The sequence below is a fragment of the Streptomyces sp. NBC_00285 genome (assembly GCF_036174265.1).
Classification (GTDB): domain Bacteria; phylum Actinomycetota; class Actinomycetes; order Streptomycetales; family Streptomycetaceae; genus Streptomyces.
Genome location: NZ_CP108055.1, coordinates 4322057 through 4341458, shown reverse-complemented (window position 1 = coordinate 4341458; position 19402 = coordinate 4322057). Strand labels below are relative to the sequence as shown.

The 19402-nt window shown below is 71.7% G+C and carries 22 protein-coding genes; 11 read left to right on the top strand and 11 right to left on the bottom strand.

Translation table 11 applies throughout. The features are described from left to right. Positions 1-161: 161 nt before the first annotated feature. Complete coding sequence (locus tag OHT57_RS20095; protein WP_031041623.1) at positions 162-803, top strand: IclR family transcriptional regulator; 642 nt, start codon at positions 162-164, stop codon at positions 801-803. A gap of 64 nt (positions 804-867) precedes the next feature. Here the strand turns inward: OHT57_RS20095 and OHT57_RS20090 are convergent, their stop codons facing one another. After that, on the bottom strand, positions 868-2415 hold the full coding sequence (locus OHT57_RS20090; RefSeq protein ID WP_328747839.1) for a PucR family transcriptional regulator: 1548 nt from the start codon (positions 2413-2415) through the stop codon (positions 868-870). A gap of 103 nt (positions 2416-2518) precedes the next feature. Here OHT57_RS20090 and OHT57_RS20085 point away from each other — a divergent pair, with 103 nt between their 5' ends. The 3 genes from OHT57_RS20085 to OHT57_RS20075 are packed head-to-tail and all read left to right on the top strand — an operon-like array spanning position 2519 to position 5220. Next, on the top strand, positions 2519-3280 hold the full coding sequence (locus tag OHT57_RS20085; protein ID WP_328747838.1) for a chorismate synthase: 762 nt from the start codon (positions 2519-2521) through the stop codon (positions 3278-3280). Further along, positions 3277-4386, top strand: a complete 1110-nt coding sequence (gene menC, locus OHT57_RS20080) for an o-succinylbenzoate synthase (RefSeq protein WP_328747837.1) — start codon at positions 3277-3279, stop codon at positions 4384-4386. Before OHT57_RS20085 ends, menC begins: the two co-directional genes overlap by 4 nt. A 42-nt stretch (positions 4387-4428) precedes the next feature. Continuing rightward, entirely contained in the window at positions 4429-5220 is a 792-nt protein-coding gene (locus OHT57_RS20075; protein WP_328747836.1) for a YlbL family protein, read from the top strand. Here the strand turns inward: OHT57_RS20075 and OHT57_RS20070 are convergent. The 7 genes from OHT57_RS20070 to OHT57_RS20040 form a co-directional block, all read right to left on the bottom strand. Then, positions 5217-5399 carry a hypothetical protein gene (locus OHT57_RS20070; protein ID WP_328747835.1) on the bottom strand — a complete coding sequence of 61 codons (183 nt, stop codon included), beginning with the start codon at positions 5397-5399 and terminating at the stop codon, positions 5217-5219. The genes OHT57_RS20075 and OHT57_RS20070 overlap by 4 nt on opposite strands. 12 nt (positions 5400-5411) lie before the next feature. Continuing rightward, the gene (locus tag OHT57_RS20065; protein ID WP_328747834.1) at positions 5412-5984 is read right to left on the bottom strand and encodes an ArsR/SmtB family transcription factor; all 573 of its coding nucleotides are present in this window, start codon (positions 5982-5984) and stop codon (positions 5412-5414) included. 58 nt (positions 5985-6042) lie between these two features. Next, positions 6043-6924 (bottom strand): glycine betaine ABC transporter substrate-binding protein, encoded by an 882-nt coding sequence (locus OHT57_RS20060; protein ID WP_328753255.1) that lies wholly within the window; start codon positions 6922-6924, stop codon positions 6043-6045. Positions 6925-7085: 161 nt separating this feature from the next. Further along, positions 7086-7892 carry an ABC transporter permease gene (locus OHT57_RS20055; protein ID WP_328747833.1) on the bottom strand — a complete coding sequence of 269 codons (807 nt, stop codon included), beginning with the start codon at positions 7890-7892 and terminating at the stop codon, positions 7086-7088. Further along, positions 7889-9133 carry a betaine/proline/choline family ABC transporter ATP-binding protein gene (locus OHT57_RS20050; RefSeq protein WP_328747832.1) on the bottom strand — a complete coding sequence of 415 codons (1245 nt, stop codon included), beginning with the start codon at positions 9131-9133 and terminating at the stop codon, positions 7889-7891. Before OHT57_RS20050 ends, OHT57_RS20055 begins: the two co-directional genes overlap by 4 nt. Next, complete coding sequence (locus OHT57_RS20045; RefSeq protein WP_328753254.1) at positions 9126-9773, bottom strand: ABC transporter permease; 648 nt, start codon at positions 9771-9773, stop codon at positions 9126-9128. The genes OHT57_RS20050 and OHT57_RS20045 overlap by 8 nt, the downstream gene beginning before the upstream one ends. A gap of 25 nt (positions 9774-9798) precedes the next feature. Continuing rightward, the gene (locus OHT57_RS20040) at positions 9799-10281 is read right to left on the bottom strand and encodes an Lrp/AsnC family transcriptional regulator (RefSeq protein WP_328747831.1); all 483 of its coding nucleotides are present in this window, start codon (positions 10279-10281) and stop codon (positions 9799-9801) included. Positions 10282-10407: 126 nt separating this feature from the next. On the opposite strand from OHT57_RS20040, the gene hppD reads away from it, so the two are divergent. From hppD to nthA, 4 genes are read left to right on the top strand one after another with little or no spacing between them, the layout of a single operon-like run. After that, positions 10408-11553, top strand: coding sequence for a 4-hydroxyphenylpyruvate dioxygenase (gene hppD, locus OHT57_RS20035; RefSeq protein WP_328747830.1), 1146 nt, complete (start codon positions 10408-10410; stop codon positions 11551-11553). A gap of 13 nt (positions 11554-11566) precedes the next feature. After that, on the top strand, positions 11567-11848 hold the full coding sequence (locus tag OHT57_RS20030; protein WP_328747829.1) for a hypothetical protein: 282 nt from the start codon (positions 11567-11569) through the stop codon (positions 11846-11848). Next, on the top strand, positions 11841-12140 hold the full coding sequence (locus tag OHT57_RS20025; protein WP_328747828.1) for an SH3-like domain-containing protein: 300 nt from the start codon (positions 11841-11843) through the stop codon (positions 12138-12140). The genes OHT57_RS20030 and OHT57_RS20025 overlap by 8 nt, the downstream gene beginning before the upstream one ends. Next, positions 12130-12714, top strand: a complete 585-nt coding sequence (gene nthA / locus OHT57_RS20020; protein ID WP_328747827.1) for a nitrile hydratase subunit alpha — start codon at positions 12130-12132, stop codon at positions 12712-12714. Before OHT57_RS20025 ends, nthA begins: the two co-directional genes overlap by 11 nt. Here nthA and OHT57_RS20015 read toward each other — a convergent pair. Beyond that, entirely contained in the window at positions 12692-14143 is a 1452-nt protein-coding gene (locus OHT57_RS20015; RefSeq protein ID WP_328747826.1) for a tetratricopeptide repeat protein, read from the bottom strand. The genes nthA and OHT57_RS20015 overlap by 23 nt on opposite strands. Positions 14144-14235: 92 nt before the next feature. Between OHT57_RS20015 and OHT57_RS20010 the strand changes: the two genes are divergently transcribed. Further along, positions 14236-15642, top strand: a complete 1407-nt coding sequence (locus OHT57_RS20010) for an FAD-binding oxidoreductase (protein WP_328747825.1) — start codon at positions 14236-14238, stop codon at positions 15640-15642. Positions 15643-15653: 11 nt separating this feature from the next. Here OHT57_RS20010 and OHT57_RS20005 read toward each other — a convergent pair whose 3' ends face one another. Beyond that, a complete protein-coding gene (locus OHT57_RS20005; RefSeq protein WP_328747824.1) occupies positions 15654-16166 on the bottom strand; it encodes an SsgA family sporulation/cell division regulator in 513 nt (170 codons plus the stop codon). Positions 16167-16430: 264 nt separating this feature from the next. On the opposite strand from OHT57_RS20005, the gene OHT57_RS20000 reads away from it, so the two are divergent. Beyond that, positions 16431-18149, top strand: a complete 1719-nt coding sequence (locus tag OHT57_RS20000) for an RDD family protein (protein WP_328747823.1) — start codon at positions 16431-16433, stop codon at positions 18147-18149. 89 nt (positions 18150-18238) lie between these two features. Further along, the gene (locus tag OHT57_RS19995) at positions 18239-18886 is read left to right on the top strand and encodes an RDD family protein (RefSeq protein WP_328747822.1); all 648 of its coding nucleotides are present in this window, start codon (positions 18239-18241) and stop codon (positions 18884-18886) included. Between the two features lie 139 nt (positions 18887-19025). Here the strand turns inward: OHT57_RS19995 and OHT57_RS19990 are convergent, their stop codons facing one another. Beyond that, on the bottom strand, positions 19026-19286 hold the full coding sequence (locus OHT57_RS19990; protein ID WP_328747821.1) for a hypothetical protein: 261 nt from the start codon (positions 19284-19286) through the stop codon (positions 19026-19028). Between the last annotated feature and the right edge of the window lie 116 nt (positions 19287-19402).

Here is a 19402-nt window from a genome sequence, read left to right as displayed (position 1 = left end):
TGGCAGCGCCGCCGCGGAGCGCAGCCGTGAAGCGACGCGGCCCGGAAACAGACCGGGCCGCCGGCCGATCGGCGGCCTCTGAAGCGCGTCGCCGACGGGACTCGGTGACGCATCCGTCGCGAGGGGGCCCGCCGACCTCACCACTTGGAGGAGTGGGCGTCGTGACCGCGGAGACCTCTCAGACGCTTGACCGGGGACTGCGTGTCCTCAAGCTCCTGGCCGATACGGACCACGGGCTCACCGTCACCGAGCTTTCCAACAAACTGGGCGTGAACCGGACCGTTGTGTACCGGTTGCTGGCCACGCTGGAGCAGCACGCACTCGTACGGCGTGATCTGGGCGGGCGTGCCCGCGTGGGACTCGGGGTGCTGCGGCTTGGGCGGCAGGTGCATCCGCTGGTACGGGAGGCCGCGTTGCCCGCGCTGCGCTCGCTCGCCGAGGACATCGGGGCGACGGCTCACCTCACGTTGGTGGACGGCGCAGAGGCACTGGCCGTGGCCGTCGTGGAGCCCACGTGGACGGACTACCACGTGGCGTACCGGGCAGGGTTCCGGCATCCCCTGGACCGCGGGGCCGCGGGGCGGGCCATTCTCGCGGCCCGGCAGCAGGGCTTCGGCGAGCCGGGGTACATGCTGACCCACGGGGAGCTGGAGGCCGGTGCGAGCGGGGCGGCCGCGCCGCTGCTGGGAGTCACCGGGGTCGAGGGCAGCGTCGGCGTGGTGATGCTCGCCGACGCGGTGCCGGAGCGGGTGGGACCGCGGGTGGTGGACGCGGCACGGGAGGTCGCCGAAGCGTTGCGCTGAGCGCTGGGCTGGGCTGGGCTGAACAGGGCTTCGCCCGGCTCACTGTTCGCACCCTCCGCCCAGCTCACCCAGTCCCACCCACCCCCGCCAGCGTTCTCAACTGGAGCCACAGCACCAACCGCTCGTCGGGATCGTCCAGGTTCACTCCGAGCTGTTCTCGCACCTGCTTCAGCCGGTAGCGGCATGTGTTCGGATGCACGGCCAGCAGTTTCGCCGCCCCCGTCATGTCGCAGCCCGCGTCGAACCAGCAGGCCAGCGTGCGCGCATGGTCGGTGCCGTGCTCATCGTCGTACGCCAGTACCCGCCGCCACGCCCCCGCGCTCAACTCCCGCCGCTCACCGAGCACTTCGGTCAGCCGTAGCAGCGTGACGCGTGGGCGGACCTCCTCGATGGTGGCCACGGGCAGGGCCGGGCCCAGGACCCGCAGCACCAGGTCGGCGTCCGCCCGTGACATCGCCGCCTCCCCGAGCCCCGCCACCACCTCGCCCAGCCCCGCCCGCACCGGCACCCTGAGCGACTGTCCGGCCCGCGCCACGATGTCCTCGGCCAGCCGCTTGTGCCGGCCCCCGGCGTGCTCACCGGCGGCCGGCAACAGCGCGTACACCACCCCGTCGACCGGCACACACGCGTGCCGCCCGTAACGCGCCTCGCACTGCAGCCGTACGACGTCCAGCAGCCGCAGCCCGGTCTGCTCGGCGTCCGGAAGGCCGGCCACGTCCAGGACGAACGCGGCCACCCGTACGGGACCCTCGACTCCCAGCCGGTCGGCGGCCGTCACCGCGTCCGCTGTGCCGTCCAGCAACCGCCGCAGCAGATCGCTGTACTGGTGCCGGGCCAGCTCCTGTGCCGCCCGCGCCCGCAGCAACAGCAGTGCCGCCGTCGACGCCCCCTGTGCGAGCGTCTCGCGCGCGTCCGCCGCGAGCGTGCCGTCGTCGACGACCCATACCGACCCGAGGGTCTCCCCGCCGGCCCGGACGGCGACCGCCAGGCGCGGCAGCCAGTCGCCCCGGAGCGCGGGCAGCCACAGCGGACCGTCGGCCGCGAACAGTGCCCGGTAGTCCTCGGAGTTCTCAGGGCTGTCCGGCACCTGGAGGCCCAGGATGCCCTGGCGGCGGTTCTCGTCGACCGGCTGGTCGGGGACCGTGGAGTAGGCGAGGATCCGCCGGCGCGGGTCCTCCACGAGGACGGCCCCGCCGGTCGCCGCCGCGATGGCGTCGGCGAGTGCGAACAGGTCGCCGTGGCCGCCCGCGGGGGACACCGGCCGGGCGCCGATCGCCGAGGCCAGCAGCAGATGTGCCCGGTGCCAGGCGGTGTCCGCGGCGACGGACAGCAGCGCCACCCCGTACGCCTCCGCCTCGGCCGTCGGCCCGTCCGGACCGCGCACCACGATCCCGGTCAGCCCGGCCTCGGCAGCCGTCCTCATCAGCGGCCCGGCCGCAGCCGCCGGCACCCCGACCGCCAGCAGCAGCGCGCCCGGCACCCGGGGGAGCGGGGCGTGGGCGTCGTACAGGAGGACCTCGGTGACCGGGTCGGTGAGCCCGGCGGGGGAGGTGTGCAGACGTACGGAGGCGCCGACGACGTCCAGGAGGTCGCCGAGGGTGAAGGCGTCCATGAGTGCCCCCAACTTGGCGGTTTGGCGGATCCGCAAAAGAACGTACGCAGATGTTGTACGGCCGCACAACCCGGGGCGGTCGATCGGCTCCGAGACTCGACACATGAGCGAAGTGAGCATCCGTACCGTCCACGACGTCGCCGGCCTCGGTGCTGTCAGCGCGTACTTCGGCGAGGTGTGGCAGACCCCGCGCACGGCTCCGCCCTACCCGGCGGAGGTCCTGTGCAGCCTGGTCCACACGGGCGGCGCGGTCCACGTCGCCCACCGCGGGGAACGGCTGGCCGGGGCCTCCGTCGCCGTCTTCGGCCCCGGAGGGGACGTGTACTCGCTGGTCGCCGCGGCCGACCAGGGGCTGGGCCTCGCCGTGAAGCAGGCGCAGCGGGCCTGGGCCCTGGAGAGCGGCGCCCGCACCATGCGGTGGACCTTCGACCCGCTCGTCGGCCGCAACGCCCGCTTCAACCTGGCCAAGCTGGGCGCGGTCGGCACCGAGTACGTCGTCGACTTCTACGGCCCCATGTCGGACGGCGTGAACGGCGGCGACGAGAGCGACCGGTTGACGGCGACGTGGGACCTGGCGGCGCCGGGACGGCCGTACGACCCGGGGGACCGCGAGGGCGCGCCCGTCACGCACCGCGCACCCGACGACGGGCCCCTCGCCCGCCGCGACCTCGCCGGCCGGCACATCTGGTGCCGGGTCCCGGACGACGTCGTCAAGCTGCGGGCCGCCGACCCGGAGCTCGCGCTGCGCTGGCGGCGGGCCGTGCGCGAGGTGTTCACGGAGGCCTTCGCGCAGGGATTTCGGGCGACCGGGATGTCCCGGGACGGCTGGTACACACTCACCCGAGAAACTGAGGGAGACGCATGAAAATCGAACGCGTCGAGGTCGTCCATGTGGCGATCCCGCTGGTCAGCCCCTTCCGGACGTCCTTCGGGACGATGACGACGAAGGACACCTTCCTGCTGCACGTCGTCACGGACGGCGCCGAGGGCTGGTCGGAGTTCGCCGGCGACCCCCGGCCGCTGTACTGCCCGGAGTTCGTGGCGGGCGCGGAGATCGTGCTGCGGGACTTCCTGGTGCCCCGCGTGGTGGCGCTCCCCTCGCCGACGGCGGCGCTGGTCGGGCCCGCCGTCAGCGGGATCAAGGGGCACGAGCTGGCGAAGGCGGCGCTGGAGACGGCGATCCTGGACGCGGAACTGCGGTCGTACGGCATGTCGCTGGCCGGCTATCTGGGCGCGGTGCGCGAACGGGTCCCGGCGGGGGTGTCGGTCGGCATCAAGGAGTCGGTCGCGGAACTGCTGGACACCGTCGAGGGATACCTGGCCGAGGGATACCTGCGGATCAAGCTGAAGATCGAACCCGGCTGGGACATCGAGCCGGTACGGGCGGTCCGGGCACGCTTCGGCGCCGCGCTGCCCCTACAGGTCGACGCGAACACGGCGTACACACTCGCGGACACGGAACACCTGCGGCGGCTCGACGAGTTCGGGCTGCTGCTGATCGAGGAGCCGCTGGAGGAGGACAACCTCCACGGCCACGCCCGCCTCCAGAGCCGTATCGCCACCCGGGTCTGCCTCGACGAGTCCCTGCACAGCGCGCGGGACACCGCCTCCGCGATCGCGATGGACGCGTGCCGGGTCGTCAACATCAAGCCCGCGCGCGTGGGCGGCTACCTGGAGGCCCGCCGCATCCACGACGTGGCCCGCGCGCACGGCGTGCCGGTGTGGTGCGGCGGCATGCTGGAGACGGGAATCGGCCGCGCCCCGAACCTCGCCCTCGCCGCCCTGCCCGGCTTCACGCTCCCCGGCGACACCTCGGCGTCCTCGCGCTACTTCGCCGAGGACATCACGGAGCCGTTCGTCCTGGACGACGGCCATCTGCGCGTCCCGAGCGGGCCGGGCATCGGGGTCGAGCCCCTGCCCGAGGTACTGCGGCGATTCACCGTTCGGCGGCAGGATCTGTACGGGGGCTGACCGGCTCGTGGCCGGAAGTGACCGCCGCGTTAGATTGATCCCGTGCTCTCTCGCCTCACGCGCCCCCAGGCCGTCGCCGTCTGTGCCCTGCCCGTCGTGGCACTGCTCGCCACGGCCCTCTTCGCACCGCTGCCGTTCGCGCTGGCGCAGCCCGGGATGACGGCGAACGTCCTCGGCGACAACAAGGGCACACCGGTGATCACCGTCTCCGGCGCGAAGACCCGAACGACGAGCGGGCAGTTGCGGATGACGACCATCGAGGCGACCGGGCCCGACACTCACGTCTCGTTCGGCGACGTCTTCGACAGCTGGTTCCGCACCGACCGGGCGGTCATGCCGCGCGACGCCGTCTACCCCAGCGGGCAGAGCGTCAAGGAGATCGAGCAGCACAACACCGAGCAGATGCAGGACTCCCAGGACGCGGCGACCGAGGCCGCCCTCACCTACCTGAGGCTCAGCGGCGACAAGGTCAAGGTCACGCTGAAGCTCGCGGACGTCGGCGGGCCGAGTGCGGGCCTGCTGTTCACCCTGGGGATCATCGACAAGCTCCACGGCGACGGCGCCGGAGGCGACCTCACCGGCGGTCGCACCATCGCCGGGACGGGCACGATCGACGCGGACGGGACGGTCGGCGCGGTGGGCGGTGTGGCCCTGAAGACCCAGGCCGCCAAGCGGGACGGGGCGACGGTGTTCCTGGTCCCCGAGGACGAGTGCGCCGACGCGAAGGCGGAACTGCCGAAGGGGCTGCGGCTGGTCCCGGTGACCTCGCTGAAGGGGGCGGTGAGCGCGTTGACCGCGCTGGAGAGCGGCAAGGGGTCCGTGCCGAGCTGTTAGTGCACGAAGGCCGGCCGGGGAGAGGCCAGCCGGAGGCCGACTTCCACGAGGGTCCAGCCGAGGCGGGCCCGGATGGCGTACGGCCGTTTCGCCTCGGCCGCGAGCCGGTACGCGTCGGCTTCGGCGCGGAGGTCGGCGGCGCGGAGGTGGTGCTGGGCGAGGTGGGTTGCGGGATGCATGGCGGGGTCCTTTCAGTCCGTGGCGACGGGGAAGGCGTGGGTGTGGATGCGTACCTGGGCCGCGTTGTCCCCGGTGGTGGACCGCTCGCGGTAGGTGTCGACCAGTGCGTGCATCTTCTCGATGAGTTCTTGGGTCAGCTCCGGGGTCAGCCGTAGCGTGGCGCTGCTCATGTCCCAGACGCGGTTCCACTCCTCCGGCCAGGTCGCGCGGTCACCCAGCCAGGCGGAGAGGTTCTGGATCTGGGCGGTGGCGACCTCGTGGAGGTACAGGTCGGCGGCGCCGCGGACGGTCGGATCGCTGTCCGTGAGCAGGGCGTCGTCGAAGCGCAGCCCCTTGTGGACCGCCTTCCACCAGCGCTCGCGTCCTTTGCCCCGCTCCGGGGCGTCCTCCACGAAGCCGTGCGCGGCGAGCTGGCGCAGGTGGTAGCTGGTGGCTCCGCTGGACTCGCTGAGTCTCTCGGCGAGTTGGGACGCGGTGGCGGGGCCCCCGTAGCGCAGGGCGTCCAGCAGCTGCATCCGCAGGGGATGGGCGAGTCCGCGCAGTGAGCGGGCGTCAAGTTTCCGTACGTCGGGCTGTTCCGGCATGCGTACAAAGATAGCTATGCAAAGACTTCTTTGCAACAGGTTCTTTGGAAGTGACCCCCTACCTCACGAACCCCTCCGCCTTCATCCAGTCCAACGCCACCTGGTGCGGATCCTCCCCGTCGACGTCCACCTTGGAGTTGAGCTTCCGCGCCACTGTGTTGGTCAGCTTCCGCGTGACCGGGTCGAGGACCTCCGTGATCGCCGGCCACCTCTTCAGGGTCTTGGAGTTGATCTCGGGGGCTGCGTTGTAGTTGGGGAAGAACGTCCGGTCGTCCCGCATCACCGCCAGGTTCATGGACGTGATGCGGCCGTCGGTCGTGAAGACCTCCCCGTAGGTGCAACTCCCCTTCGCGGCCTGGGTGTAGATGATCCCCGTGTCCATCTGGGTGATGCTCCCGGCCGGGACGCGCATCCCGTACGCCTTCTCCATGCCCGGCAGTCCGTCCGCCCGGTTGGCGAACTCGCTCTCCACGCACAGGGTCACCGCCCCCGGATCGGACTTGGACAGCGCGGCCACGTCCGACAGCGTCCGCGTGCCGTACTTCTTGAAGTTGGCCCGGTTCATGGCGAGGGCGTAGGTGTTGTTGAGGGGCGCCTTCGGCAGCCACGTCAGCCCCGTCCCCAGGTCCTCCTTCCGTACGGCCTCCCACTGCGCCTGCGGATCCGCGATCGGCTCGCTGTTGCCCTGGTAGGTGATCCAGGCGGTGCCCGTGTACTCGTACATCCCGTCGGCGTCCCCGGACTTGACCGCCTCCCGGGCTCCGACCGACCCCTGGATCCCGGTGCGGTCGAGCACGTCCGCGCCGGCCGCCTCGAAGGCGATCCCCATGATCGCGCCGAGGATCAGCTGCTCGGTGAACTCCTTGGAGGTGACGGTGAGATCGGCGCCCTTGAGGGGCTCGCCGTGGCCGATCGAGCCCGGCCTCACGTCGTCGACCATGGGGGAGCCGCTGGTCAGTCCGCAGGCGGAGAGCGTGCTCAGCACCACGACGGCCGCCAGGAACGGCCGCTTCACCGCGCACCTCGAAAGGCCGCCGGAAGGACCGTCGGGCCGCGGGTGACGGGAGCCGGGAACCACTCCACTTCCGGCTGGGGTAGGGGTCACGTCTCCACCTCCAACCCCCGTGGTCTGAGCAGCAGTTCGGCGAGGGAGGCAAGCCAGTCGACCAGCAGGGCCAGCGTCACCGTGAGGATCGAGCCGAGCATCAGCACCGGCATCCGCTGGTTGGTGATGCCGGTCGTGATCAGGACGCCGAGGCCGCCGCCCCCGCCGAAGGTCGCCAGGGTCGCCGTACCGACGTTCAGGACCAGGGCGGTGCGGACGCCCGCGAGGATCAGGGGGACGGCCAGCGGCAGTTCGACCTTCCCGAGTACGCCCAGCGGCGACATGCCGATGCCGCGTGCCGCCTCCAGCAGGGTCGGATCGTTCGCCTTCAGGCCCGCGATCGTGTTCGACAGGACCGGCAGGACGGCGTAGGCGATGATGCCGATCAGGGCCGCCTTCGTGCCGGTGCCCAGCCAGATCACCAGCAGGGCCAGCAGGCCGATCGCCGGGGTGGCCTGGCCCGTGTTGGCGACCGCCATCACCACCGGACTCGCCTTGCGGAAGGCCCGCCTGGTCAGCACGATGCCCAGCGGGATCGCGATGACCAGCACGAAGAACGTCGAGATCACGGTCAGCTTCACGTGCTGCCACAGCGCTTTGGACACCTGCCCGTCGGACAGGGCGTTCTCGGAGAGCGGGTCCAGGTCGGCCTGTTGGAACCACAGCCAGGTCGCGAGCAGCACCGCCACCAGGAGCGCGGGCAGCAGGGTCAGTTGCTGCCAGGTGATGCGCGGCACCGGCCGGCCGGGCGGCGGGGGAGCCCCGACCTCCTCCTCCCGGTCCTCCACTTCGGAGACGGTCACGCCTTCCCCTCCCCTGTGCCGGCGCCTTCCTGCTCGGCGTGCGTGCGGTGGGCCCGGGTCTCCTCCAGCTCGTGCTGGTGCTCCATGGCGTCCAGCCGGTCGGCCTCCAGGAGTTCGTGTACGGAGTTCATGAGCGTCTCCATGTCGACGACCCCGGTGTACTCGCCGCGCCGCCCGGTCACCGCGACCCGCCCCGCGTTGTCCGTCAGCACCGCCTCCAGCGCGTCCCGCAGGGTGGCGTCCCTGGTCACCGTGTCGCTCACCAGCGTCCCGGCCCGGGCCAGCGAGCCCCTGGCGCGCATCAGGTCCCCGCGCCTGAGCCACTTGTAGGGCCGGCCGCGCTTGTCGAGCAGCAGGATCTCGTTCGTCCCGCTTCCCCGGAGCCTGGTGAAGATCTCCTGAAGGGGGTCGTCGACGGTCACCGTCGGATAGTCGGTGATCGGCACGTCCCGTACGCGGGTCAGGTTCAGCCGCTTCAGGGCCGCCCCGGCGCCGACGAATCCGGACACGAAGTCGTCGGCCGGGTTGGTGAGGATCGCCTCGGGGGTGTCGAACTGGGCGATGTGCGAGCGTTCGCGCAGAACGGCGATCCGGTCACCGAGCTTGATCGCCTCGTCGAAGTCGTGGGTGACGAAGACGATCGTCTTGTGCAGCTCGTGCTGGAGCCGGATCAGCTCGTCCTGGAGATGGTCCCGGGTGATCGGGTCGACCGCGCCGAACGGCTCGTCCATCAACAGGACGGGAGGGTCGGCGGCCAACGCCCGTGCCACGCCCACCCGTTGTTGCTGACCGCCCGAGAGCTGTCGCGGATAGCGGCCGTGGAACTCACCCGGGTCGAGCCCGACGAGGTCGAGAAGTTCCTCCACCCGGTCCCGGATCCGGGCCTTCCCCCAGCCGATCATCTTCGGCACGAGTGCGATGTTCTGCGCGACGGTCATGTGCGGGAAGAGACCGGCCGACTGGATCGCGTACCCGACCTTGCGGCGCAGCTTGACCGGATCGATGTCGGTCACGTCCTCGCCGTTGATCCGGATGCGTCCCCCCGTCGGCTCGATCAGCCTGTTGATCATCTTGAGTGTCGTCGACTTGCCGCATCCGGACGGCCCGACGAAGACGACGAGCTCGCCCGCCCTGATCTCCATGGTGACGTTGTCGACGGAGGGGTGGGGGGTACCGGGATACCTCTTGGTCAGGTTCTCCAGCTCGATGGACGCGCCTGAGGTGCCGGACGTCTCAGACACGGATCCCCCTCGGAATGGTCAGCCGCCCGACCAGGACGTACGCGGCGTCGAACAGCAGGGCCAGGGCGATGATCCCGAGGGTGCCCGCGAGCACCTGGTTGAGCGCGTTCTTGCTGCCCAGGGAGGCGATGCCCCGGAAGATCTCGTTTCCGAGCCCGGGCCCGGAGGCGTAGGCGGCGATCGCCGCGATGCCCATCAGCATCTGTGTCGAGACCCGGATCCCGGTCAGGATCGGCGGCCACGCGAGGGGCAGCTCGACCCGCACCAGACGCATCACCCGGGACATCCCGATGCCCTTCGCCGCGTCCACCAGGGACGGGTCCACCCCGCGCAGGCCGACGATCGCGTTGCGCACGATCGGCAGCAGCCCGTACAGCGTCAGGGCGATCACCGTGGGCGGTACTCCGAGGCCCACGACCGGGACGAGCAGTCCGATCATGGCGAGCGACGGGATGGTCAGGATCGTCGAGGTGGCCGTCGTGGCGAGGCTGCCCGCCCAGTCGCTGCGGTAGGTCACGACCCCGATCAGCACCCCGGCCAGCGTGGCCACGACCATGCACTGCAAGACGGCGCTCGCGTGCTGGTAGGCGTCCGTGAGGAGCTGCTGGTGGCGGTTGCCCAGGTACTCCCAGAAGTTCACAGTGCCTCTTCCCATGCCGGCTGTGTCACGTCCCGGGCGCCTCCGGCAGGCTCGCCTGCTCCACCAGCGGGATGATCCGCAGCGGAACGGGGTTCTCCATGACGATCGCCGTGGCGGCCCGGACGATCCCATCGAAACCGACAACCCGGTCGATCACACGTTGGAGATCGGCGTTGGAGCGGGCCACCAGCCGGCACAGCATGTCCCCGCTGCCGGTGGTGGTGTGCAGTTCGAGGACCTCCGGCACGGTCGCCAAGTGCGCCCGTACGTCGGCCCCTTGCCCCTGCCGGATCTCCAGCGTGGCGAACGCCGTCACCGGGTAGCCGAGCGCCGCCGGATCGACCTGCGGACCGAATCCCCGGATGACTCCGTTCGACTGAAGCCGGTCGAGCCGCGCCTGCACGGTCCCCCGGGCCACCCCCAGCCGCCGGGACATCTCAAGGACCCCGATCCGCGGCTCCCGCGCGAGGAGGACGATGATCCGCCCGTCCAGCTCGTCGATCGCCACGCCGGCCTCCCCGAGAGATGGTCATCCTGTACAGAAGGGCCGCCAGCGCGCCCGTATCGCTGAACACATTGTCCAGTGGATACGCGAACTATTGCGCACCCTGCAGAGTGCGGCCAGGCTGCGGGCATGACGCAGACCACTCACCACACTCCCGACACCGCCCGGCAGGCCGACCCCTTCCCGGTCAAGGGAATGGACGCGGTCGTCTTCGCCGTCGGCAACGCCAAACAGGCGGCGCACTACTACTCGACCGCCTTCGGCATGCGGCTCGTGGCCTACTCCGGACCGGAGAACGGCAGCCGCGAGACCGCGTCGTACGTGCTCACCAACGGCTCCGCCCGCTTCGTGTTCACCTCGGTCATCAGGCCCGCCACCCCCTGGGGCCACTTCCTCGCCCGGCACGTGGCCGAGCACGGCGACGGCGTCATCGACCTCGCCATCGAGGTCCCGGACGCCCGCCGCGCCCACGCCTACGCCGTCGAACACGGCGCCCGCTCGATCGCCGAGCCGCACGAGCTGAAGGACGAGCACGGCACGGTCGTCCTCGCCGTGATCGCCACCTACGGCGAGACCCGCCACACCCTCGTCGAGCGCACCGGCTACGACGGCCCGTACCTCCCCGGCTTCGCCCCGGCCGACCCGATCGTCGAGCCGCCCGCCCACCGCACCTTCCAGGCCGTCGACCACTGCGTCGGCAACGTCGAACTCGGCCGGATGAACGAGTGGGTCGGCTTCTACAACAAGGTCATGGGCTTCACGAACATGAAGGAGTTCGTGGGTGACGACATCGCCACCGAGTACAGCGCGCTGATGTCGAAGGTCGTGGCCGACGGCACCCTCAAGGTCAAGTTCCCGATCAACGAGCCCGCCATCGCCAAGAAGAAGTCCCAGATCGACGAGTACCTGGAGTTCTACGGCGGCGCGGGCGTCCAGCACATCGCGCTCAACACCAACGACATCGTGCAGACCGTACGGACCATGCGGGCGGCCGGCGTCCAGTTCCTCGACACCCCCGACTCCTACTACGACACCCTCGGCGAGTGGGCCGGCGACACCCGCGTCCCGGTCGACACCCTCAGGGAGCTGAAGATCCTCGTCGACCGCGACGAGGACGGCTATCTGCTGCAGATCTTCACCAAGCCGGTCCAGGACAAGCCGACCGTCTTCTTCGAACTCATCGAACGGCACGGCTCGATGGGCTTCGGAAAGGGCAACTTCAAGGCCCTGTTCGAGGCCATCGAACGAGAGCAGGAGAAGCGGGGCAACCTCTAGCTAGGCTGACCCCATGGCCAGGATCAACGACGTGGGCGGCACCCAGGGCTTCGGGGCGATCGACACCACCGACGACACCGAGCCGTTCCACGCGGACTGGGAGGCCCGGGTGGTCGGGCTCTACAACACCCTGCGCGCACAGGGGATCTTCAACACGAACGAGTTCCGGGACACGATCGAGTCGATGCCGCCGGCGGAGTACCTGGCGGCCTCGTACTACGAGCGCTGGTTCCTGGCGATCTGCTCGCTCCTGGAGCGCAAAGGCGTGATCGAACCGGGTGAGCTCGATGACTGACGCGCCCCCCGACCGCTTCCCGCCCGGCACCCGCGTCCGCACCTTCCGCCACGACCCGCCGCACCACACCCGCCTGCCGAGGTACGCGCGCGGCAAGCGGGGCGTCGTCGTCGAGCCGGAGGGCCCGGACGAACTGGCCGACGTCAGCGCGCAGGGCCGGGGCGACGCACCCGTCGAGCAGATCTACGCGGTCCGCTTCGAGGCCCGTGACCTCTGGGGCGAGGGCGACCACCACGTCGTACTGGACCTGTGGGAGAGCTACCTGGAGGAGGACCGTCCCGATGAGCGGTGACCACCACACCGACGCGACGACCGCCCGGCGGGTGCGGCGACTGGAGACCCTCCTGGAGGAGAAGGGGCTGGTCACCGGCGAGCGGCTGGACGAGGCGATCGACGCGTTCCTCGCGGAGTCCTCGCCGGCGAACGGGACGCGGGTCGTCGCACGCGCCTGGACCGACGCCGGCTTCAGGTCCCGCCTGCTGAGCGACGGCACGGCGGCGGTCCGCGAACTCGGTTACATGGAGGGCTCGTTCCAGCGCCTGCGGGTCGTCGAGAACACCGAGACCCGCCACAACGTCGTCGTCTGCACCCTCTGCTCCTGCTATCCGCTCCGCCTCCTCGGCCCGTCCCCCAGTTGGTACAAGTCCGAGGCCTACCGCTCCCGCGTGGTCCGCGAACCCCGCGAGGTACTGCGGGAGTTCGGGCTCACCCTCCCCGAATCCGTGGACATCACGGTCTGGGACTCCAGCGCGGAGACCCGCTACCTGGTCCTGCCCCGCAGACCGCAGGGCACCGAAGGACTGGGGGAGGAGGAGCTGGCGGCGCTGGTGACGAGGAACGCCCTCATCGGTACGGCCGCGGTGTGACCGCCTTCGCGTCCATCGCGTCCGTCACCGGCAGCCCCGTGTCCGGCACGTCCCCCAGCACCGCCAACGCCTCCCGCGCCGCGCGCACCCCCGAGGGCGAGAAGTACGGGTTGATCCGCAGCGCCTCCTGAAGATGCCGGCGCGCGGGGGCGTACTGCTCCAACTCCTTCTCGATCATGCCCAGGTGATACGCGTACGGCGCGCTGCGCACCCTGCCGCCGTGCACCCTGTCCGTCGCGATCCGGGCGTATCCCAGAGCCTCCCCGTCCCCGCCCGCCCGGTGCAGCGCCCACCCCAGGGCGTCCGCCACCTCGATCCCCGGCTGCCGTCGCCACTCGGCCCGCAGCCGCCGTACGGCAGCCACGGGGTCCCCGTGGTCCGCCTCGAACCGCCCGAGGACCAGCTCCTCGTCGGCCCCGGAGCGTGCCGCGGCCCGCACCCGGTCCCGCAGCAGGTCGTACTGCACCCGGGCCGCCTGCCCCAGCCCCAGAGACTCGTACAACTCGCCCAGCTCCAGGGCGTATTGGGGCAGCGGCTGCTTCGCGAGAGCCATCCGGTAGGCGTTCAGGGCCTCCGTGGTGCGGCCCAGCGCCGCCAGTACCCGGCCCTGTCCGGCCTGCGCGGCCCGCTGGTCGGGGTCGACGCGGACCGCCTCCTGGAAGTGCCGCAGCGCGTCCTCGAGGTCACCGCGCTCCCAGGCGAGCTCCCCGGCCCGCTCCAGACAGGCCGCCCGCTCCGCCGGTGCCTGCGCCCGCGCCGCCGCGTCCGCGAGCTGGGCCGCCGCGTCCTCGCGCCGTCCGCGGTCCCGGTACACGGCGGCCGTCCGGGCCATCACCGCAGGACCCGAGCCCAGCTCCGTCAGCTTCTCCAGCGCCCTGTCGGCCGCCTTGTAGTCGCCGAGCCCCGTGTACGCGTCGATCAGCTGTGGATACGTCGTCCACCGCCTCGGCTCCAGCTTCCGCGCGGCCTCACCCCAGGCCCGTGCGGCCCGGAAGTCCCGGCGCGCGTTCGCGAGGGCGGCCAGAGAACCGAGGGCCTGCGCGCTGCCGCGTACCTTCAGGGACGTCCGCAGCGCCGTGTCGGCCCGCGGATAGAACGCCGTGTCGGCCGTGCGCCGCCCCTGCTCGACATACGCCGTCCCGAGCACCGCCCACGACTCGGCGTCCTGCGGATGCCTGCGCAGATGGCTCTCCCGCTCACCGATCAGCACCGCCAGATCGGGCAGCGCGGCCGGCACCCCGGCGGCGACCGCCGTCAGCGCCTGGGCGCCCGGGGCCGGGGCGGGTGCGCGGGTCGCCGTACGGTCCGAAGGCAGCAGCATCAGCACCGTACCGAGCGCGGCGCACCCCGCGACCGCGGCCGTCACCAGCCGCCCGTACAGCCGGACGCGCCGCTCCTGCGGCGGGTTCTGCGTGGCTTGGTTCTCCATGGCGCTCACTGTGCGTCAATACGACGACCACACCCCGGTGCGCGGCAGCTGCCGCAGACGGGGTTCACACCGATGGCCCCCGGTGCGACGCTGTGATCATGAGCCGTATCGAAGCGCCCCGCGACGAGGTGACCGGCAACCTCGTCGACCGTCTGCTGGGCGGTCTGCCCGCCGAGGCTGTCCTCGTCGACCCGGACGTCACGGCCTCCTACGCCAACGACATGGCGAGCTTCTGCCCGTCCGGCACCCCCGCCGTGGTCGTCCTGCCGCGCACGGTCGAGCAGGTCCAGCACGTCATGCGCATCGCCACCGAACTGCGCGTCCCGGTCGTCCCGCAGGGCGCCCGCACGGGCCTGTCGGGCGCGGCCAACGCCTCCGACGGCTGCATCGTGCTGTCCCTGACGAGGATGGACCGGATCCTGGAGATCAACCCGGTCGACCGCATCGCCGTCGTCGAACCGGGCGTCGTCAACGCGACGCTCTCCCGCGCGGTGAACGAGCTCGGCCTCTACTACCCGCCGGACCCCTCCAGCTGGGAGATGTGCACGATCGGCGGCAACATCGGCACCGCCTCCGGCGGGCTGTGCTGTGTGAAGTACGGCGTGACGGCGGAGTACGTCCTCGGCCTCGACGTCGTCCTCGCCGACGGACGGCTCATGTCCACGGGCCGCCGTACCGCCAAGGGTGTCGCCGGATACGACATGACCCGCCTGTTCGTCGGCTCCGAGGGCTCGCTCGGGATCGTCGTACGGGCGACCCTGGCCCTGCGGCCGCAGCCGCCCGCACAGCTGGTGCTGGCCGCCGAGTTCGCGTCCGGGGCCGCCGCCTGCGACGCGGTGTGCCGGATCATGGCGGGCGGGCACGTGCCGTCCCTCCTCGAATTGATGGACCGTACGACGGTCAAGGCCGTCAACGACCTGGCGCACATGGGGCTCCCGGAGAGCACCGAGGCCCTGCTCCTCGCGGCCTTCGACACCACGGACCCGGCGGCCGACCTCGCGGCCGTCGGCGCGCTGTGCGAGGCGGCGGGCGCGACGCAGGTGGTCCCGGCCGACGACGCCGCCGAGTCCGAACTCCTGCTCCAGGCCCGCAGGCTGTCCCTCACCGCCCTCGAAGCCGTCAAGGGCACCACGATGATCGACGACGTGTGCGTGCCCCGTTCCCGGCTCGCCGAGATGCTCGAAGGCACCGAGCGGATCGGCGAGAAGTACCAGCTCACCATCGGTGTCGTCGCCCACGCGGGCGACGGCAACACCCACCCCACGGTCTGCTTCGACGCGGCCGACCCCGAGGAGTCCCGGCGTGCCCGCGAGTCCTTCGACGAGATCATGGCCCTCGGCCTGGAGCTCGGCGGCACGATCACCGGCGAGCACGGGGTGGGCGTACTGAAGAAGGAGTGGCTGGCGCGCGAGATCGGCCCGGTGGGGGTGGAGATGCAGCGCGCGGTGAAGGGGGTCTTCGATCCGCTGGGCATCCTCAACCCCGGCAAGCTCTTCTGACGCACCCCGTCTCATTCACCGTCCGTCAGCTCGTCGCTCGGCCACGGGTCGCGCAGCCAGAGGTCGTCGGCCGATGGGGATCCCCCCGCTTGAGCGGAGCCGAAAGTGGGGGAGGGTGCCAGCAGCTCGGCGAGGCCGTCGTCAATGCCGAGCTGCGCGCCCTCAGAGCCCGGGGGGACCACCCTCAGCGTGCGCTCCAGCCAGGCCGACACCTGCGCGGCGGGGGCCTCCAGAAGGGCGTCGCCGCCGGGCGAGCTCAGCGCCATCAGCACGACGCTGCGGCCTGCGGACTTCGTCGGCCACACCCGCACGTCCCCGTGCCCGCACGGACGGAACACCCCCTCCACGAGGAGTTCGCGGGCGAAGGTCCAGTGCACGGGGTGGTCCGAGCCGACGTGGAAGGTGACGTGGACGGCGAAGGGGTCGTCGCTGCGGTAGGCCAGCCGGGCCGGGACCGGAATGCTGCGTTCGGGCGACAGGATGAGTTTGAGCTCCAGTTCGCGCTCAACCACGGTGTGGTGCATGTCGTTCGTTCCTCTCTCGGCTCTCGTACGGGTCCTGTGGCGGGCCCGTACGAGTGGAGAGGGGGGAGGGGCCGGAATCATTACGCGGGTTCGGCGAACTTTTTTTCGCCGGTCCCAAGGTCGGCACCACGACCGGTCTCGCGGCCGGTATCACGGTCGTGCTCAAAAGGGGTGGGTCCGGTGGGACTGGCGGTGGGTCTTGCGCCGGTCTGATAGATGTGGAGCCCCCTCTATTGACCCCCGAGCAGATACGGGACGACGGACATGAGCGCCCCAACCCCGGCACCCGGTGACGACAGGCCCCGCGAGGGCTATTACCCGGACCCGTCCATTCCTGGATATGTCCGTTACTGGAACGGTGGCTCCTGGGTGCCGGGCACCAGCCGCCCCGCCCCGGCGGCCGGCGAACCGCTCGCCGCACCCGCGGGCGAGGGCTCCGCGCCCGCTGCGGCCCCGGCCCGGGTCGAGGAGACGGGCCCGCACTTCTTCGACGAGGACCCGGCCGGCGGGCCCGCCGCCGACGCCCTGCACGGCAGCCGCCCCGAACCCGCGTCCGCGTGGTCCGCGGACCGGGCCCACCAGGCGGGCTTCGGCGGCGATCAGGACCGCCGGGTGTCGTGGGGGTCCCCGCAGGGCGCCGCGCAGGCTGAGCAGGGCGGGGCGCCTCAGGGCGTCCAGCAGGGCGTGCCGCAGCAGAGTGGGCCGCAGGGTGCCCAGCACGGCGTGCCGCAGCAGGGTTCCCAGCAGGGTGGGCCCCATGGTGCCCGGCACGGTGGGCCGCAGGGTGCCGATCCGAGGGTGGCCGGTGCCGGTCGCGGTGCCGAGGTCTCCGCCCCGGCCCAGCCGGACGGCCACGCCGCCCGTACCGACGGCTCGGCGACCATCCCGCCCGCCGAGCCCGACGAGGACGGCGGCACCCGTGTCTTCCGCAGGCCCACGGCAGGGTCCGGGGCGGCAGCGGGAGCCGCGCAGCGGACCGGCGGCAACGGTCCCGGCGCTCCCCGCGTCCCCGGTCCCGCCGACTCGGGCGACGACGACGGCACCATGACCTTCCGTGCGCTCTCCCCGCGCACGGCGCAGCAGAACGCGGGTCCCGGGGCGCAGAGCGGGAGCACGCCCGGTCCCGCGTATGCCGGCCCCACCGCCCAGCCCCCCGCCGGCCCCCAGAGCCCCGGCTTCGGTGCAGGCAAGGCCGCGGCCGAGCGGGCCGCGGGCGCCGGTGCTCCAGGCCCGCAGGGCCCCGCCTCCGCCCCCGCCGCGGGTCCGCAGACGGCCTCTCCGGGCCTGCCCCAGCAGGCGCAGCACAACGGCCCCCACCAGGCGGCCGGAGCCCAGCCCGCCGCCAACCCCATGAGCGCCCCCATGAGCGCCGGTCACGGTGGCGGTCAGCCCTCATGGGCGCAGCAGGTGCACCGGCTCGCCGGGCCCGACGAGGAGCAGCCGGCTCCCTGGAAGCCGCCGGTCGAGGACATCTTCCAGGCGGCCGCCCGCCGCCAGGCCTCGGCGAGACCCGCGGGCCTCGGCAAGCGCCTGGCCGCGCGGCTCCTCGACACCCTCGTCGTCGGCGCCGTGACCGCCGTGGCGGCCGTACCCCTCGGCGCCAAGGCGGCCGACCATGTGAGCGAGAAGGTCGACGCGGCCAAGCTGTCCGGCGAGACCGTGACGGTCTGGCTGCTGGACGGCACCACCTCGGTGTACCTGGGCATCGTGGTCGCGGTCCTCCTCGTCGCCGGAGTCCTGTACGAGGCGCTGCCCACCGCCAAGTGGGGCCGCACCCTCGGCAAGAAGCTGTTCGGTCTGGACGTGCGGGACATCGAGGGCCACGAGCCCCCGTCGTTCGGCGGTGCCCTGCGCCGCTGGCTCGTCTACAGCGTCCCGGGCCTGCTCGGCATCGGTCTCGTGGGCGTCGCGTGGTGCCTGTTCGACCGGCCCTGGCGCCAGTGCTGGCACGACAAGGCGGCCCATACGTTCGTGGCCGGCTGAGCGGGTACGGCGAAGGGCGTACACGATTCGGTACTCCGGACGGCCGCCCGCCGGATGCGGAGCCGGGAGGTTCGCGGTCGACTCGGGCCATGAGCAGCGAACCGCCTCCCGGCTCCGGCCAGCAGCCGCCGGATGACGACAAGTTCAGGAAGCAGCCCCCGCCTGCCGAGGGCTCGGGATCGCCGTACAGCACGCCGCCGCCTCCGCCTCCGCCGCCGCCCTACGGCGGCGGACCCCAGGGCGGCGACCCGTACGGCGGCGGCTCCTACCCCTCCGACCCGCTGTCCGGCATGCCGCCCCTGGCCTCCAGTGGCCGGCGCACGCTGGCGCGCATCATCGACCTGATCCTGGTGGCCGTCGTCGTCTGGCTGATCACTTGGGGCCTCGGGGTGAGCGAGTACGACGTCAACAGCGACAACGTGGAGTACGGCAAGTCGCTCGCGCAGTCGCTCCTCGCGGCGGTGCTCTACATCGGCTACGACACCGTCATGATCTCCCGGTCCGGGCAGACGCTCGGCAAGAAGTGGCTCGGCATGCGGGTGGCGAACCTCGACAACGGCTCCACGCCCTCCGTGCAGACCACGCTGATCCGCTCGGCGGTGCTGTGGATCCCGTTCGCGTTCTGCTGCGCCTGCATCTGGACGGCGATCTCGGGCGGCTGGAGCTACTTCGACAAGCCCTACAAGCAGGGCCTGCACGACAAGGCGGCGAAGACGGTCGTGGTCAGCACCGACTGACCCGGACGGTTCGGGCCGTCGCCGCCGGGAGCACCCGGCCGGCGAGGCGGCAGAGGCAGGGACAACGCGACCGCGCGCCCGGACCGCCCCGATGAAGCCTGGGGGCGAGCCGGAGCGCGCGGTGCGGTGAACGCAGTGTTCAAGCGGCGGTCTTGGAGCTCGTGGCCACGGCAGGCACGGGCTCTTCCGCCATGTGCTGCACGGGCTTGCGCAGGGCCACCACGCGGGACTTGGGCTGTGGCACCGTCATGGCGACCAGCAGGCCGAGGGCGAGCGCCGAGACGGCGACAACCGCGGTCCCCACGGTCGAACTCGTCTGTGACAGCAGCAGCATGGCGAGCGCCGAGAAGATGACGGTGATCGAGCCGTAGACGAGCTGTGCGGCGGTCGGACGAGGCATGGCAATCGTGTCCTCGGAATTGGGGGTCCACGGGGGGTGTCGTCCTGGCTTTCCGCCGACACCCGGGCGTTCCGCCAACCGACTCTAATCGGCTGTGTGCCCGACTGGAACGAGCG

What these genes read in the sequence shown, in the direction of transcription:
- OHT57_RS20090 (WP_328747839.1), bottom strand. Translation starts at nt 2,415, where the DNA reads ATGGACGCCTTCACCCTCGGCGACCTCCTGGACGTCGTCGGCGCCTCC.
- OHT57_RS20085 (WP_328747838.1), top strand. Translation starts at nt 2,519, where the DNA reads ATGAGCGAAGTGAGCATCCGTACCGTCCACGACGTCGCCGGCCTCGGT.
- menC (WP_328747837.1), top strand. Translation starts at nt 3,277, where the DNA reads ATGAAAATCGAACGCGTCGAGGTCGTCCATGTGGCGATCCCGCTGGTC.
- OHT57_RS20070 (WP_328747835.1), bottom strand. Translation starts at nt 5,399, where the DNA reads ATGCATCCCGCAACCCACCTCGCCCAGCACCACCTCCGCGCCGCCGAC.
- OHT57_RS20065 (WP_328747834.1), bottom strand. Translation starts at nt 5,984, where the DNA reads ATGCCGGAACAGCCCGACGTACGGAAACTTGACGCCCGCTCACTGCGC.
- OHT57_RS20060 (WP_328753255.1), bottom strand. Translation starts at nt 6,924, where the DNA reads ATGGTCGACGACGTGAGGCCGGGCTCGATCGGCCACGGCGAGCCCCTC.
- hppD (WP_328747830.1), top strand. Translation starts at nt 10,408, where the DNA reads ATGACGCAGACCACTCACCACACTCCCGACACCGCCCGGCAGGCCGAC.
- OHT57_RS20030 (WP_328747829.1), top strand. Translation starts at nt 11,567, where the DNA reads ATGGCCAGGATCAACGACGTGGGCGGCACCCAGGGCTTCGGGGCGATC.
- OHT57_RS20025 (WP_328747828.1), top strand. Translation starts at nt 11,841, where the DNA reads ATGACTGACGCGCCCCCCGACCGCTTCCCGCCCGGCACCCGCGTCCGC.
- nthA (WP_328747827.1), top strand. Translation starts at nt 12,130, where the DNA reads ATGAGCGGTGACCACCACACCGACGCGACGACCGCCCGGCGGGTGCGG.
- OHT57_RS20015 (WP_328747826.1), bottom strand. Translation starts at nt 14,143, where the DNA reads ATGGAGAACCAAGCCACGCAGAACCCGCCGCAGGAGCGGCGCGTCCGG.
- OHT57_RS20005 (WP_328747824.1), bottom strand. Translation starts at nt 16,166, where the DNA reads ATGCACCACACCGTGGTTGAGCGCGAACTGGAGCTCAAACTCATCCTG.
- OHT57_RS20000 (WP_328747823.1), top strand. Translation starts at nt 16,431, where the DNA reads ATGAGCGCCCCAACCCCGGCACCCGGTGACGACAGGCCCCGCGAGGGC.
- OHT57_RS19995 (WP_328747822.1), top strand. Translation starts at nt 18,239, where the DNA reads ATGAGCAGCGAACCGCCTCCCGGCTCCGGCCAGCAGCCGCCGGATGAC.
- OHT57_RS19990 (WP_328747821.1), bottom strand. Translation starts at nt 19,286, where the DNA reads ATGCCTCGTCCGACCGCCGCACAGCTCGTCTACGGCTCGATCACCGTC.